Genomic DNA, 13,731 nt, shown 5'->3' on the forward strand with positions numbered 1-13,731 from the left:
CTATGCAGAAAACGGTCGTTTTCTGATATTGGCTTTGTTCACTATCAGCTGCCGGTGCTTGATACATTTGCGGTAGGCGCAGATGGCTGGCGTTGAGCTTTAATCCAATCCAGCAATGCGTCTGTTTCATCAGCCGTTTGCCCAGCCTTAACGTACGCGTCGACCTGATGCGCAAATTCTATCAGTAGACTGCTGGCAACCATCTCAAGTTCTCCCCGGGCCACTGGTTGATTTTTCTTATAACCCGGTAGATCTGTATGAATTGTCGGCCAGGTTCCATGCACAACGCGGGATCGAGCAGTTGTAACAGCAAGTGTGAACTGCTCCACCGTAATACCACTGCCTGAAAATACATCGTCTTTGGTAAGTCCAAAAATTGTATCAAACGCTTTGATGATACGGCTTTTACTGCCGCTCATATTCTCGGCGCGGAAAAGAACCTCAATAGCAGTTTCCAACTTAACTACAGCTACTGTTTCAAGCGTCTCGGCTAGAGCTTCATGGAACCAGTAAGCAGCATTACACCAAGCCTCATCAAGATCAGGAACCGCACTTGTCGCTTGCAGATAGTCGGAGAGCCGCTTCCCCATGACATTAAGCGCAGACGAAACTTTATTTGTGATTACATCAGCAAATAAGTCAGGATGAATTGTTAGAGCAGGCTGTAAATTGCTATTATTTTCGCTTATTTGCCCATCTCGGTAATATGGATCAACCCGCCAGAACACCGGCGCGCGTGCTGTCGCCCTGGAAATATTTCTTATATTTAATCCTGGAGCAGCAATTTGTAAGGCACCCAACGCGATATCAGTGGCCACATCTGCGGCGGTGATAGACTCATGGATTGCGCGCCCTGATACTTCGACAACCGCTAACCACGGCGCTCTGCGCTCTGTGGCTAACTCTAAAAGTCTTTCAAAGTGGAAGCCGCCTGGTTTTGGATTTGGATTTTCCTCAGTGGCGGTAGGCCAAAACTCGCTTTGCTGGATACCAAACTGCCCAGTTGGAAAATTACTTACGTGATGGAAGCAGACTGGTCCGATTTGAAAAGACGGTGCTACATAAGGCGGCAACGCGCACGGCACTACGTGTAATCTGGTTTGATTTAGGTCGGCCAACCACCTGTCAATTGTTTCACCTAGGCTATCAATGTCAGACTGCTGGATATTAGTGCGGTCAGTATCCCGCCATTTCTGTGCGATCGACGCAGATATAGTCTTTGTCAGAGTTTCATTGCTGACTTGATGACTGCGCCGATCGCCCTCAGGGCGATAGGTCTTTGCTAAAGCGGCAATGATCGCCATGCCTTCGTTAGAAAATCCGGTTGCGCTTTCACCAGCAAAGTCAACAAAGCCGTGGTTGATCCCCGCCGCATTCATAACAGTGGACAGGCTTCGATCATTGTGAGGCTCTGAAGACGACAAACTGATCGTCTTTAAATCGGCAATAGACTTTCTTACAAGTTCACTTTGCTGTGGGTTCATCGCAATATGCCCCTAAATTATTTGCGTTTTTGCAAGCAATTGACCTTGCCGCCTGTTTGCCCCCATTCATAACCAGCGTCCGTTCTGGTTCTGGTCATGTTTAGACCGGGTTGCAAACGCGTTCGGGGTGAGCCCACCGAGGCTCGTGTGAGGGCGGCAGGTATTGTAGTCCATCCGCCACGCCTCGATGAGGGTCCGGGCCGCCAGCAGGCTGCAGTTGAGCATATAGCCCTCCCGGTGCAGAAGGACTAGCGAACGCCGATAGCCGAACCGGCGGCGCTGCGCCGGCCAGACTGAGCAGGCGTACCCGCACAGCCGCATCGTCACCGCGGGTCGAGGCATAGCGGTACTTGTTCGGCTACAGGCCGATCAGCCCGCAGCCGAGCCCTATCAGGCCTCCGCGGGCTCCTCAGCCACTGCAGCCTCAGAGGACACAAGCTCTGGGATCGATACACGTCGCTCGGTGTGTGGGGTTAGGTTCTTCTGCAGATCCTCCTCACTGATCGGATAGTGGATGCCGCGGACCTCCTTGAACTCCTTACGCGCATCCTTGATCGCCTGCTTGCTTGATGCAGCAAGATGGACGTAGATCAGCTTATCCAGCAGCTCGGTATTTTCCTTGGCGCCAACCATCTTGCCATTGGCCGGGTTGAACACCGCCAACCAGGGCGCCTGCCCAATCTTCCAGTTCATCTTAGTTAGACGCGCCATGAGCTCATCCCAGTTCAGCACTCCCTGGTTGGCAATCTGAGAGACCATGCGCACCACGGATTTCTGCACTACGGGGCGCATGAACGGGTTGCCCTCGGCCTCCCTGCCTTTGGGGGCCCGGAGATCGCGCGCATTGGTGTCGGCTTCGAGGGGCGCGCGCACGTCGCCGGCCGCTTTGATGATGTCATCCAGGCGCTTGGCCAGAATGGTGTAGGAGTTCTCCAGCACCTCATCGCTCGGTCGCGCATCCTGCTTACGCATGGAACTGTCGAGGTCGAAGCACAGACTGCGCACCAGATCGTAGAGGTTGCCGATGGTGGTGAAGGCCTTCTTGTCACCCTGAGCTACGTTGCCGGCAGCCAATTTGATATCGCCTTCCTCACCCTGGCGAGTGAACACCTTGATTACTCCATCTCGGGCCAGGAACGGGTGCTCGGTAATCAGGCGGCGGGTGATGATCGCCGGTCCATCATCTTCGTCCAACACGATGTTTTCGGCGCGGGTAGTCGAATTAGCGTTGCGGTTGATGTTGGTGAACAGACGCCGGGTGCGGACCTTGCCCTCCTCACTATCGAAATGAGAAACCATAATCACGCACACATCCTCGTGCCCAAGTTCGGGCTTCTGCTTCAAAGCCTCCTTGATAGCCTTCAGACGGTGCTGACCATCGAGCGCGAAGTAGCTCTGCGTGCCGTCGAACGTGAGCACGCCAAACTGCCGGTCAATGCCGGTCAGCATGCCATCTGGGTCGTCCATAGCAATCGGCCGGTACTCGGGTGCGCCACCCCAGGCAGCAATAATCAGTGCGCCGAGGAAGCGGTGCTCCGACTTAAGGAGGTATTCCTTGATGGCGCCGGTCCGCGCGCTGAGACCGCGCTGGATCATGGTGTTCAGCTCGGAGTTGCCGCCAAGCTCGTGCGCAAACTGCACCTGCCGCGCCACTTCGGCATACTTCATAATACAAATGTAGTATTCCCAATCTCCGACTTTTGCCTTAAAGGCAGGGATGAACGTTTTGTTAGTCATAACTTAGTAGCTCCGGAAGGCAGGGTTAGGGGGAAGTAAGCGCACACGCGGGCGTCCAATAGTGTTGAGCGGCGGCGATAGATAACGAATCAACTTCTCTTCGAGGTATTCGATTTTGGTACGATCTTCGATCGTGCAGTACCAATACTCTAGAGGATATACGCATAAATACCGCCTAAGCAGCTGCGGCCGTCCTTTCGGCGCCACGTCGCTCCAAAGTTCTTCCAGGTCACCACCAACATACTTGGTGTACTCGCTGCGGTAACGCTCCTTTAGCGTTCGCTCGCTCGTTCGGCTGCCAGCGCGACCCACGTACAGCACCCAGGAAGGTGCGAACTTGTCGTCCGATGCCAGGCTTAAGCAGAGCTTGGAATGGAACGAAAACATGTAAATGCCAGTCTTGGACGGAAGAGACTGGTATAGATCGGGCACGGCCCTCCGGCATTCCCATTTCGTGCCATGGCTTTTCAGCTCAGCGGCAATGACCTGACAGGCTTCTTCATCCATTTGCCAGGATACAGGAAAGGTGAACTCCAGGCCCACAGCTGGTTGCTCGCGGTATTTCGCAAGAGTACGACGTACGATCTCAGGGCCACTCATTCCACAGAGGCTCATTTATGGCAGGCCAGGCAGACTTTAGCTTGACCGTATAGGTCATCAATGTCCAGCGGCTCAAGCTGAACGCGTAGGGGATTGGGTTGCGCTCGTGCCTTGAGGCGTGCCAGGCGCCGCTCATGGTCTGCTTTGATTTCGGCAATGCGCTCGGGTTGTGCGAGTTCTTCTAATGACTCGCCCTGGCTCCAGGTGAACGGAGAGCCGCTTGCCACGGCAGTCTTTTCGTAGCGCTTGGCCTCCTCGAAATCTTCCGGGTGGTGTTCGAGCAGGCGCGTCCATTCGATCTTCTGCTGGAAGAAGCAGAACGTGCAGCCGCTGCGCGTGCGCCAGGAGTAATATTTCGGGAGGCCAAGGCCTGCCCCCTCAAGCATCTCCAGCACGCCGGCCTTGTCGATCCCGGCCTCTTTGAATGGGAGGCGAATGGTCAGGTTCTTGTGGGTGGAGCTGTAGCCGTCGCGGTAGTCCTCATCGCCCCGAATGGCGACGTAACTGATTATCTTGTTGCCCTCTTCGAGCATCGGCCGAAGCCATCCTTCAAACGGCTTTAGTTTCAGCTGACGGGTGCACCAGCGGGTCTGCGCAGAAGGTAGGAAGTTGTTGTACTTCTTCAGCCAAAAATCAAAATCCCGGTCCGGATTGAGGCGCAGAATGGGTTTCCCCAAAAAGCCCTCAAGCCTGCCTAGGAACTCATAAACCTCAGGCAGCTCCTTGCCGGTATCTGTGAAGAAATAGGTGATATCCAGGTCCGGATGATGCTGGCGCATATAGACGGCCAGCGCTGCGCTGTCCTTGCCGCCGGACAGCCCGAGAACGTGCTTCAATGTTTCGGTCATGCGCGTGCGGCCCGTTTCTTCTTGATGGGCTCGACTTTGACCTGCTCGCTGACCATGTACTGGCTACTGAGCTCGGCCAGCGCGGCAAGGATCAGGTGGCGCCGTTTGGTGTCGCTTTTGCCGAGGGCTACGGCGACACGATCCACAATCATCTGCACCTCGACGCGCTCCACATCGGTGATGTGGAAATCCTCAGCCATCGGGGTCGGCCGACCATCGAGGCCGACAATGACAGCGAGAGCTTGGCGCTTGTCGGGGCGGCCTTTGACGCGGGCAAAAGCTTCCACGCGCACGAACTTCTGCGCCAGGTCGGTGATTTCCAGAGCAGCCTGGTCCAGATCCACGTCCACCCAGTCCCGCGGCGGCTTGTTGGCCGCTAGGCTGGCGATGCCTTCCACGTCGGTTTCCTGCCCAGTGAACTGGGTCAGGCGGCTGACGAAGGCGTTGAGTCGGAAGTCGCCGCCGAGCTGGTGGATGTTTTCGGCCCGCGCTCTGAGCTCGGCCAGCGCATGGGCGGAGGTGTTGTGGACCTGTAGCTCACTGAGCACCAGTTGCCGCAGCCGGCTCAACATCTCGGCGTAGGCCTGGGTCAGCTCCAGCAGCCCGTCGCGTACGCGGCTGACCACCTGGTCAAGGTCCACATCGCCGTTGGCACCGACCGCATCTCGGAACAGGGCTGGGATGTCGTCGAAGAGGAACTTGTTCGGGTCCTGGGCGTGCTTGAACAGGTCGCGGATGCGTAAGGCGTTGGCGGATAGCCGCGTGGTCCGCTTGGCCCACGGACGCAGCGCGTCGTGAACAGCCACCAGGCCGCGGGCCACGTCGATGGGTTCGAGGTTGACCAGGCGGTTGCCGTCATCAAGGTCGCGGACCACCTCAGCCAGACCCGACAGGATGCGCCGGGAGAGGCTGGAGAGGTCCATCCAGCGCAGGTGGATGAGTCCGGGATCGATGGTCAGATAGTCGGCCTCAACATCGGTGAAGCGGGCCTGGAAGATGCCTTCGCGGTAGAACGCAAGCTGGTCGCGGCGCGAGAGCAGGAACGCCACCCCAATGATGGGCAGCAGGCCGTCACGCACGCCAAAGGGCTGACCGCGCCAGACCGTATAGATCTCGGCCATAGAGACCGTACGGCGCTGGTTCTCGCGCAGGTAGGCCACGCCGGCTTCCCATAGTGGGGCTAGGCGCGCCGGATCATGGTCCGGCTCCGGTGCCACAAAGCGCCAGCCCTGCTCTGTTTCCCGGTACAGACTGCTGCGGGCCAGCAGGCTCTCGAACAGCCCGCCTTCAGCCGGGAACTGCTCGATCCCGAGGCGCGGCTGCCCCTCGTAGCTGACCATGCGCTTGAGCAGCGCTTTCTGGGCGGCCACCGCGTTGGACGAGGGCTTGATCCGGTTGACCAGCTCGTTCGGCAGCAAGGGCGTATCGGGATAGCGCAGCGTAGCCAGATCGGAGGCTAGGCTGTTGAGTTCGGCGTAGGAATAGCGGGTCGGCTCCACGCCCTTGCGGCACCATTCGGCGGTATCAAAGGCCCGCTGCAGAGACTGCTCCAGACGTGTGCGCGCGGCGCCTAGGCGCGCTAGCACCTCGCGGCGGGCCACTTGGTCACCACTCAGCTCCGGCCGCTCCTCCAGGATGCGGTTCATGGCCAGGAACTCGCGCGCGAGCTCCGGCACGTTCCATTCCTGGCGCGACAGGCCAATGACCATATCGTAGGTGGCCGCAGCTGCGCGCTCGCGGCAAGCCTTGCGCGCCTTGGCGGGGGTTTCGCCGCTGATCGGGATTACGAGCAAGAACCGGCCGATGGCACCGTTGGCCGGCGCAGGGGCCTGCACGTGGTGCCCGAGCTCGTTCAACGGGACAAGGTCCACGTCAAACCAGCGAAGGCTGCCGGTTTCGTGGTAGTGCCGCTTGGCGACCACCGGCTGCAGGCCTGCCAGGGCGCGCAGCTCCTTGAAGCTGACCTCTCGGACCGTCTCAAGCGTCTCCGTCAGCGCCTGCTCAATATCGAAGTCGCTGCCGGCGAAGATGGCAAACGCGCCTAGGTGCCGGCGGAAGATGATGAACGACCACTGGCGTAGCTGCTCCAGCGCAACCGTGAGCTCGGCCTGAGAGCCTTGGGTGACGCAATCCGCTAGCAAGGCGTCTGTCGCGTTGAGACCGGACCGCTCGCGGAACAGATCGATGAGCGAGATTGTCTTCAGCAGCTGCAGGTGCAGGCCACTGCCGCCGATGGCCTCACAGCGCTCAATGGCCTCGACCGCCGTTGACCAGCGATGGCCGTCCGGCGAAGCTAGGATAGACGACTCCAGGTTGATACGGAGGTAGTCGAACAGCCGATCTGGGCCGTAGCGGTCCATATCGCCCGCGTCGCGCAGAAAGTCTTGAAAGCCGTAAGGCTCGGCCGAGTTCAGGAAGCCGAACAGGCTGCGCTGGTTTTGACCGAACCGGCGCCGGGAGATCGGCCCAAGCAGGGCGGCGACCACCGGGTGCAGCGGCCAGGTGGCATCCAGGGTTTGAGCCAGGTCGCGGGAGGCGCCTGGACGATTGCCGCGGATGTGCTCGGCGACCCGGGCCGACAGGGCTTCCGGCTCGACCGGCCAGTGGTCGGTGCTGATGGCACGAGACAGCAGCTCAAGCTGCTCGTCGCCGGCCACGTTCACGGGCAGATCGACAAAGCGACCCTGCACCTTGGTCCACTCGTCGCGCAGGTCGCGGGACAGGCGGGACGCGTACTCCTGGAACGCCTGGTGCAGGATGCCGACGATAATCAGCCGCCGCCCACTGCGGGCCGCGGTCTCAGCGAGCTGCTGGAAGAGGTAGATATCGACCCCTTCCTGGGCCGCCCCTTCAAGGAACTTGCCCATCTCGTCCAGGAAGATGATGAGGCCGCCGCGGGTTCGCGGCCCCTCTGCCGCCGCGGCGGATACTGCCTCAAGCACCCCGGTTTCCGTCCAGGCCGCCTGATGGTCCGGGAGCCTAGCATAGCCATGTGCGGCTAGCGCCTCGCCGATCACCTGCACCGGGTCGTCCCGGCGTCCCACGACCGGCAGCACGCGCCAGCCCTGGGACTTCGGGGGCAGGGCGGTTTCAAGGGCCTTGCTAAGCTCGGGGCCGAGCACCCGGGCCGCCAGGCCCCGACGTTGCGCATTGCCGCTCAGGAGGGCGCTCAGCGCCACCACCAGGCTGGACTTGCCACTGCCGTAAGGCCCGGTCCAGGTGAACGCACCCTGGCTCGTCTCGCTGACGTGGCGTGCCATGGTGGTCAGCACGTCCGCCGCAGAGTGCGGGCAGATGTATCCTTCCAGGGCCTGCGGATCGCGCACGTCCGTGTCGATGCGGACAGAGCGCTGAAAGCGGCGAGTGACGTTGACGCGATGGATCAGGCTCATCAGGCAGCGTCCTTCTGAGCTCGCCGCGGATACCCGGCCCGGAGCAGATCCAAAGCCTCCTCCGACGACAGCGCGCGTTCACGAATGACCTGCTTGAGCCCGGCGGTCTCCGACCACTGGAAGAGCCCGCGTGTGACATCCTCAAGGGCGCCAAGGCGGGTTGCGAGCTCGGTTTCATCAAGGACGAAAATCCGCCCCGGGGACCCCGGCTCGTGCGCAATACGCTCGTAGGACAGAGTGGTGGTCACCTGCTGCGCGTTCCAGAACTGGTTCAAGGCATAGGCAAACACGCTGTCCGGCAAGGAGGAGCGCAGCGAGCGCACAATCTGGAAATGCCCCTTGAGGCCGCGCACCAGGCCGAGCTCAGCCAGGGGGCTCTCAAGGCTGTCCTCCACGGCGCCCTGCGCGCCGGCCGGGCGGCTCTCGTAGGTGCGAACGAAGCATTCTACGTCGCGCTGCACGGTCGAGCGCGATACGCGCTGCCAGCCGCGCCCTTCAGCAACCTTCATCAGGCCGTCAACAAGATCGTCGCGTTTGAAGGTCGTGTTGTTGTAGTGGCTAAATGTCCAAAACCATGTGGTGGCCTTGCTCGCATTGGCGCACAAACACCAGTGGATAAGCCACAGACTTGCTGACGACTCCAGGTAGGGATCGACCGCATTAGAACCAAAGAGCAAGTCACCCAACGGTGTTGTCACAAGCTGTCCGGTCGTTCGGTCTTCTTCGATGATGCCACAAACTGTGGCCCAATGGCGGATGGATGATACCATATTCTTACCCACGCCAAGGCGGGCGATAGAGTCATCACTTAGAAAGACCTGCTTATTTGCCATATCGTGCTTGGTTGCACTGATAGCGTCGTAAGCCTTCTTTAACCATCCATACCTTAAAGGAAAGGTTTCGTGGCCTGAGAACTGAGGACGGTACTCAGTTTGATAAAGGGGACCACGAACCATATCACCGACCTGGAGGTTTCTTCCAGGTCGACAGTACCGCAGCGCTTGGGGTAGGGTCAATGAACCTGGAGGATTCCTCCAGGGATGGCGTCTGAGCGGCCACACCGCGCGTCTCAGAAGCCGGACAGGAACCTAAGAAGTTGATAGGTAATGAGAATTGGCGCGACGCTCTATTTCGATTATCAAGCCTCCACACCAATTGATCCACGGGTTCTACCTGTTTTAGCGGCACAATTCGCAGATACGTTCGCCAACCCCCACTCCGCGGATCATGCCTTAGGTTGGAAATCGCAGGAGGGAGTGGAGGCCGCTGCTGCTCAGGTCGCACAAACCATTGGTGCCGACCCGGACGAAATCGTTTTTACGTCCGGCGCCACCGAAGCCAACAACCTCGCCATTCTCGGACTTCTCCCCAAGGCTCCAAAGGGTCGCTCCCGGCTGCTCGTCGGCGCAACGGAGCACAAGTGCGTGCTTGCCGCCTCAGCCGAAGCCACGCGGCGTGGTTTCACGGTTGAACATATCAGGGCCGACGCGGCCGGAACGGTGGACCTGGAGGATTTGACACAGCGCTTGGCCGACGATGTGCTGCTCGTGTCGGTTATGGCCGTCAACAACGAGGTTGGTACGATACAGCCTCTCGATGAGGTCGTGCGCCTCGCGGGACGAGTGGGGGCGCGCGTGCATTCCGATGCCGCGCAGGCCTTGAGCGCCCGCGACATCGACATGGCTGCCACTGACGTGGATTTTCTGAGCCTCTCGGCGCACAAGATCTACGGTCCCAAAGGCATCGGCGCTCTGTACGTGCGCCGCGAACGCCGCAACGAGCTCTCGCCGGTTATCCACGGGGGTGGTCAGCAGGGTGGCTTGCGATCGGGCACTGTACCCACTCCGCTTTGCGCGGCGTTCGGCGCCGCAGCAACCCTCATGGTCGAAGAGGCCGCGGCAGGTGAGCGTACGCGTCTTACCGCGCTCCGGGAACGCCTAATCGCTGGGCTCCTTGAGCTCGACCCCAAAAACCGCTTGAACGGACCTGTAGGCGTCGCCCGACACCCTGGGAACGTCAACATCTGCTTTGTCGGTCAGGACAGCCGGGACCTGCTGATCCGCCTGCAGCCGCGGCTATCGGCCTCGACGGGCTCAGCCTGCACCACCGGCATCCCTGAACCTTCGCATGTCCTGCGCGCCATGGGGCTCAGCACAGACGATGCGGAGGCATCGATCCGGATCGGCTTAGGACGCTTCTCAGATCAGGAGCAGGTTGATGAAGTGATCAATCTGTTTGAAAGCGTTTTATAGCTTCATTCGGCTATATGAATATTGTAACTATATAGCAAGCAGTTCTCCCCACTGCGTCGTGTGCCGCTGGGACAGGAACTCCGCCTTGAGCTTCCACCCGCGCTCCATACCGCTACAGGCGAACCGCACGCGGTCCCGGCCGTAACGGCGGTTGAGCTCGTCCACTAGCTCCATCAGGCGCACCCGTTGCGGCGTGTCCGGCCGGATGAACAACGAGCCTTGCACGCTGGCGGCGGGGGGGCAAGGTCGAGGAACAGCACGCCCGTCTTCTTGTAGCGAAACCCGGCCGGTAGATGCCTTTCAGTCGGCAAGGTGGAAGTATCCGTGGTCGATCAGCAGATAGCCGAGCTTCATGCCCTCATGGCCCTCGGCGCGCCACGGGATCTGGTGGCACGAGCAGGCCCAGTTCTTGTCGGCGAACACCGGCCAGCGGCCCTCGCACATCTGCCGGTCAAAGCTGACGTTGTGGGCGATAATCACCGCGGCGTCGGAGGCGAGGGCCTGCACAGCGGCATCATCGATGCGCTGGCCAGCCACATCGGCGCCGGTGATCCCGGTCAGACGGGTGATCTCCGGCGGGATCGTTTTTTGGGCTGGTGCAACTGATTGAACGTTTCGAGCACCCGCTAGATACGCCCGCTGGCGCCGTACTCGAATTTCAGAATGCCGAGTTCGATCACCTCGTCGACGGCGAAGTCGGTGCCAGTGGTTTCGGTGTCGAGCACCAGGCCGATGAAAGTCGGCTCGTCCGGCGCATCGGCGCAGTTCACGAGCGGTGTGAGCCGGCGCAGCACGCGGAAATCCCCGGTGCTTTCGAGCACGGTCGCGATGCTGTCGAGGGGCTGGTTCACGGCGACACGGTCCCGAGCTAGTTCTCCATAGCCGGCAGCACCTATGCCGTGCAGCTTAAGCGCGGCTGCGACAGGCTGGCCAGCGGAGAAAGCGGGTCCATCCACAGCGCTAGCCTGCAAGGCGGACGTCGCAACGCAGCTCGCCGCCGCCCTACTAGTAGTGATTGCCCGCGCCATCGAGAGGACGCCTCGCTCGAATGCAACCGGCCGGCATGGCGAACCCGAAAATCTGGATAGGCCTCAGAAGCGGGGAAACCTCGGGTTGGGATCTCGACGTCGGTGCGCCGTCGCGGCGAGACCGGGCCTGCGGGTCCGCATCATGCTGGAGACGGCCTGACGTGCACCTCTCTGCGCCTGACGTGCTCCCTCCTGCGCCCGCGAAACTGAACAAGCGTTCATGTTGACGTCACATGTGGCGTGATTTGCATCGACGTGTGGCAGGCTCCTCCTCGAAGACCTCGGAGATGCCAATGCGCCCGCTCGAATATGCCCCCGTCCACGCCTACAAGGAGACCGGAGCGGCCCGGGTCGGCCGTATTCGTCGGCAGACCGCCGGCCGCATGCGCGAGCTCCGCCAGCGCTGGCGCGATGAAGGCCGTCCCGACCCGGCGACGCTCGATCGTGCCATCGCCGACGCGGTGCGAGCCGCCCTTCTTGCGTCGGTCGTCAATGGGAAGACGGCGTCCTCGATCCCGGTCCGGGAAATCCTCCTCCGGATCAGCGGGCAGCTCGTCGCGCGTAGCCGCCGCGACAGCGAGGCCGGCCGGGACGTCGTCGTCTACGACAAGCGCGCAGTCGCGGACGCCGTCCACAAGCGGCTCCTCCAGGCCCCGCGCGCAAGTCACGCTGTGACGGAGATCGCCGTTTCACAGTCTAGGAGTAACGGGGAAGTCGAGGACCTCATCTTTGAAGACATCGATTGACGCGGTGACGTTAACCGGAGCCCAGGGATAGCTCCGAAATCGAGTTGACCTGGGACTCCGGCCAGGCGCCTATTCGTTTCACGGGATCCGAACGCCGGGAGAGAGCCGTGACTGTGACAACCCACCTCGCCCTCGATGTCGCCAGCAAGGGCCTGATGTTCGGGGCGGCAATCAACCGCGGTATCGACCAAGCTTTCGCCAATGCGGCGATCCGCCGGGCTCAAGCGGCGCACTCGGTCGACGAGCTCGCCCTCCGCCTACAGGTAGCCCGTGAGGACGAGGCGGCTGCCCTCGAAGCTGCGGCCGCCATGCAGACCGAGCTGGCTGCATCCCGGGCCGAGGCCGCCCGGCTCCGGCAGATGCTCACCGCCGAGCGCGCCACGCGCGCGCAACTGCAGGCGGCCTTCGAGGCGCTGTGCGAGGAGTGCGCTGCTTAACGAATCGGTAACCATAAAAGGAGAGGCCCGCCGGTGGATGCTGGCGGGCCTCTTGCGTTCGGGCTGTCGTGCGGTGGTTCAGTAGATCCCAGCGCCCACGCGGCGGGTCGGGAAGGCGGCGGCGGGCTCATCTTCGTAGAGGGGCATCTCCGTACGGTGACGGACGCCCCGGCGGGAGGCCGTCTCGGCTTCGTGCTTCGAGGCTGCGAGCCCGGCCCTGGCCTTCTTCAGCATCTCCGCGAACTGCCCGGCGTCAACGAGCGACGGCGAGGCCAGCCCGAGGGCGGCACTGGGGAACGCCACGGCCTGGACGCCTTCGATCTGTCCGGTCCCCAGGATGTGCGACTGGACCGCCTCTGGGCCGGCCGCCATCACCGCACGGAGCTCGCCGGCGTCGAGGCGCATGAGCCAAATGCTGACGTCGCTCGGCAACTGCGGCGACATCCGAGTGGCGCCCGCGTCCCGGCCGCGAGCCGCGAGTTGCGCCGCGCTCTCCATGGCGAGGGCGGCGACTTCCGCCGGATCCGTTGCCGTTTCCAGCTCAAGTCGGCGGGCACGCTGGCTCTCCACTCGACGCTGCAAGCGCGCCGCGGTCGCGTTGTCGTTGGCGACCGCGGCGTTGGCGACCTCGCGCGGGCCGATCGGTGCGCGGGTTAGGAGCGCGCCGAGCGTCGACCCGACCGCGGATGCGGCGCCGTGGACGAGCCGGTGGCCGAAGCCGAGCGTCTTGCCGACGCCCTCGACGCCGTGCGCGGCGCCGATCACGGCCCGCCCGGCGAGCCCCTTGGCCGTCGTGAAATCCGTGGCGAGGTCGCCGGCGGTCCCGCCGAACAGCATGCGCCACAGCTTCCGGAGCGCCCGCAGCAGCGCCCTGCCCAACTCCATCAGGCCGCGGGCCTCCACTTCCTTTTCGGCCTTCGTCCGCGTGGCGATCTTCTTGCTCATGATGGTCTCCCGTGTGTGTGCTGTCTGATTGAAGCAGCGGTGGCTGAAAGTCGTCAGAGGGCCAGGGCCGACTGGGCCGGCTGCTCGATGGGCGCCCCCTCGAAGATCCGGGCGCGCATCTCGTCGGGAAGCCGGTCGCCACGCCGGCGCTGAACGCCCGCGTCTTGCCAGGTCATGCCGAAGTCGATCGGAGGGTTGGCCATCGTCCTTGCTCTGAAAACCGGGGTAGCGGGCTGGGCGCCCGGCATCGCCTATTAGCGCG

The 13,731-nt window shown here is 61.6% G+C and carries 14 protein-coding genes and 2 pseudogenes; 3 read left to right on the forward strand and 13 right to left on the reverse strand.

Annotated elements, in window-relative coordinates; genetic code table 11:
• Positions 1-44: 44 nt before the first annotated feature.
• The 8 genes and pseudogenes from Y590_RS26380 to Y590_RS08805 form a co-directional block, all read right to left on the reverse strand.
• A complete protein-coding gene (locus tag Y590_RS26380) occupies positions 45-1,484 on the reverse strand; it encodes a hypothetical protein (RefSeq protein WP_144439954.1) in 1,440 nt (479 codons plus the stop codon).
• 66 nt (positions 1,485-1,550) lie between these two features.
• Positions 1,551-1,697: pseudogene (locus tag Y590_RS27675) on the reverse strand (integrase core domain-containing protein); the annotation flags it as partial.
• A gap of 3 nt (positions 1,698-1,700) precedes the next feature.
• Positions 1,701-1,842: pseudogene (locus tag Y590_RS27680) on the reverse strand (IS3 family transposase); the annotation flags it as partial.
• Positions 1,843-1,874: 32 nt separating this feature from the next.
• Entirely contained in the window at positions 1,875-3,221 is a 1,347-nt protein-coding gene (locus Y590_RS08790; RefSeq protein WP_060769522.1) for a DNA sulfur modification protein DndB, read from the reverse strand.
• 3 nt (positions 3,222-3,224) lie between these two features.
• A complete protein-coding gene (locus tag Y590_RS26385; RefSeq protein WP_144439955.1) occupies positions 3,225-3,821 on the reverse strand; it encodes a hypothetical protein in 597 nt (198 codons plus the stop codon).
• An 11-nt stretch (positions 3,822-3,832) separates the two neighbouring features.
• Entirely contained in the window at positions 3,833-4,669 is an 837-nt protein-coding gene (locus tag Y590_RS08795; protein WP_060769523.1) for a phosphoadenosine phosphosulfate reductase family protein, read from the reverse strand.
• A complete protein-coding gene (locus Y590_RS08800; protein ID WP_060769524.1) occupies positions 4,666-8,061 on the reverse strand; it encodes a hypothetical protein in 3,396 nt (1,131 codons plus the stop codon). The genes Y590_RS08795 and Y590_RS08800 overlap by 4 nt, the downstream gene beginning before the upstream one ends.
• Positions 8,061-9,017 (reverse strand): DUF4007 family protein, encoded by a 957-nt coding sequence (locus tag Y590_RS08805; RefSeq protein ID WP_060769525.1) that lies wholly within the window; start codon positions 9,015-9,017, stop codon positions 8,061-8,063. Before Y590_RS08805 ends, Y590_RS08800 begins: the two co-directional genes overlap by 1 nt.
• Positions 9,018-9,167: 150 nt before the next feature.
• On the opposite strand from Y590_RS08805, the gene Y590_RS08810 reads away from it, so the two are divergent.
• Positions 9,168-10,313 (forward strand): cysteine desulfurase family protein, encoded by a 1,146-nt coding sequence (locus tag Y590_RS08810; protein ID WP_060769526.1) that lies wholly within the window; start codon positions 9,168-9,170, stop codon positions 10,311-10,313.
• A 27-nt stretch (positions 10,314-10,340) separates the two neighbouring features.
• Here Y590_RS08810 and Y590_RS27545 read toward each other — a convergent pair whose 3' ends face one another.
• The 3 genes from Y590_RS27545 to Y590_RS27275 form a co-directional block, all read right to left on the reverse strand.
• Complete coding sequence (locus Y590_RS27545; protein WP_353612599.1) at positions 10,341-10,487, reverse strand: DUF4113 domain-containing protein; 147 nt, start codon at positions 10,485-10,487, stop codon at positions 10,341-10,343.
• 126 nt (positions 10,488-10,613) lie between these two features.
• Positions 10,614-10,850 carry a hypothetical protein gene (locus Y590_RS27270; protein WP_286161875.1) on the reverse strand — a complete coding sequence of 79 codons (237 nt, stop codon included), beginning with the start codon at positions 10,848-10,850 and terminating at the stop codon, positions 10,614-10,616.
• Positions 10,851-10,939: 89 nt separating this feature from the next.
• Positions 10,940-11,164 carry a hypothetical protein gene (locus Y590_RS27275; RefSeq protein WP_286161876.1) on the reverse strand — a complete coding sequence of 75 codons (225 nt, stop codon included), beginning with the start codon at positions 11,162-11,164 and terminating at the stop codon, positions 10,940-10,942.
• 470 nt (positions 11,165-11,634) lie between these two features.
• Between Y590_RS27275 and Y590_RS08825 the strand changes: the two genes are divergently transcribed.
• Entirely contained in the window at positions 11,635-12,087 is a 453-nt protein-coding gene (locus Y590_RS08825) for a hypothetical protein (protein WP_060769528.1), read from the forward strand.
• Between the two features lie 107 nt (positions 12,088-12,194).
• The gene (locus Y590_RS08830) at positions 12,195-12,524 is read left to right on the forward strand and encodes a hypothetical protein (protein ID WP_144439957.1); all 330 of its coding nucleotides are present in this window, start codon (positions 12,195-12,197) and stop codon (positions 12,522-12,524) included.
• 78 nt (positions 12,525-12,602) lie between these two features.
• Here Y590_RS08830 and Y590_RS08835 read toward each other — a convergent pair whose 3' ends face one another.
• Both Y590_RS08835 and Y590_RS26810 read right to left on the reverse strand, forming a co-directional pair.
• The gene (locus tag Y590_RS08835) at positions 12,603-13,469 is read right to left on the reverse strand and encodes a hypothetical protein (protein WP_060769530.1); all 867 of its coding nucleotides are present in this window, start codon (positions 13,467-13,469) and stop codon (positions 12,603-12,605) included.
• A gap of 53 nt (positions 13,470-13,522) precedes the next feature.
• Positions 13,523-13,672 (reverse strand): hypothetical protein, encoded by a 150-nt coding sequence (locus Y590_RS26810; protein WP_158509742.1) that lies wholly within the window; start codon positions 13,670-13,672, stop codon positions 13,523-13,525.
• Positions 13,673-13,731 lie beyond the last annotated feature (59 nt).

It is taken from the genome of Methylobacterium sp. AMS5 (assembly GCF_001542815.1).
In the GTDB taxonomy this organism is placed as follows: Bacteria; Pseudomonadota; Alphaproteobacteria; order Rhizobiales; family Beijerinckiaceae; genus Methylobacterium.

What these genes read in the sequence shown, in the direction of transcription:
- Y590_RS26380 (WP_144439954.1), bottom strand. Translation starts at nt 1,484, where the DNA reads ATGAACCCACAGCAAAGTGAACTTGTAAGAAAGTCTATTGCCGATTTA.
- Y590_RS08790 (WP_060769522.1), bottom strand. Translation starts at nt 3,221, where the DNA reads ATGACTAACAAAACGTTCATCCCTGCCTTTAAGGCAAAAGTCGGAGAT.
- Y590_RS26385 (WP_144439955.1), bottom strand. Translation starts at nt 3,821, where the DNA reads ATGAGTGGCCCTGAGATCGTACGTCGTACTCTTGCGAAATACCGCGAG.
- Y590_RS08795 (WP_060769523.1), bottom strand. Translation starts at nt 4,669, where the DNA reads ATGACCGAAACATTGAAGCACGTTCTCGGGCTGTCCGGCGGCAAGGAC.
- Y590_RS08800 (WP_060769524.1), bottom strand. Translation starts at nt 8,061, where the DNA reads ATGAGCCTGATCCATCGCGTCAACGTCACTCGCCGCTTTCAGCGCTCT.
- Y590_RS08805 (WP_060769525.1), bottom strand. Translation starts at nt 9,017, where the DNA reads ATGGTTCGTGGTCCCCTTTATCAAACTGAGTACCGTCCTCAGTTCTCA.
- Y590_RS08810 (WP_060769526.1), top strand. Translation starts at nt 9,168, where the DNA reads ATGAGAATTGGCGCGACGCTCTATTTCGATTATCAAGCCTCCACACCA.
- Y590_RS27545 (WP_353612599.1), bottom strand. Translation starts at nt 10,487, where the DNA reads ATGGAGCTAGTGGACGAGCTCAACCGCCGTTACGGCCGGGACCGCGTG.
- Y590_RS08825 (WP_060769528.1), top strand. Translation starts at nt 11,635, where the DNA reads ATGCGCCCGCTCGAATATGCCCCCGTCCACGCCTACAAGGAGACCGGA.
- Y590_RS08835 (WP_060769530.1), bottom strand. Translation starts at nt 13,469, where the DNA reads ATGAGCAAGAAGATCGCCACGCGGACGAAGGCCGAAAAGGAAGTGGAG.
- Y590_RS26810 (WP_158509742.1), bottom strand. Translation starts at nt 13,672, where the DNA reads ATGGCCAACCCTCCGATCGACTTCGGCATGACCTGGCAAGACGCGGGC.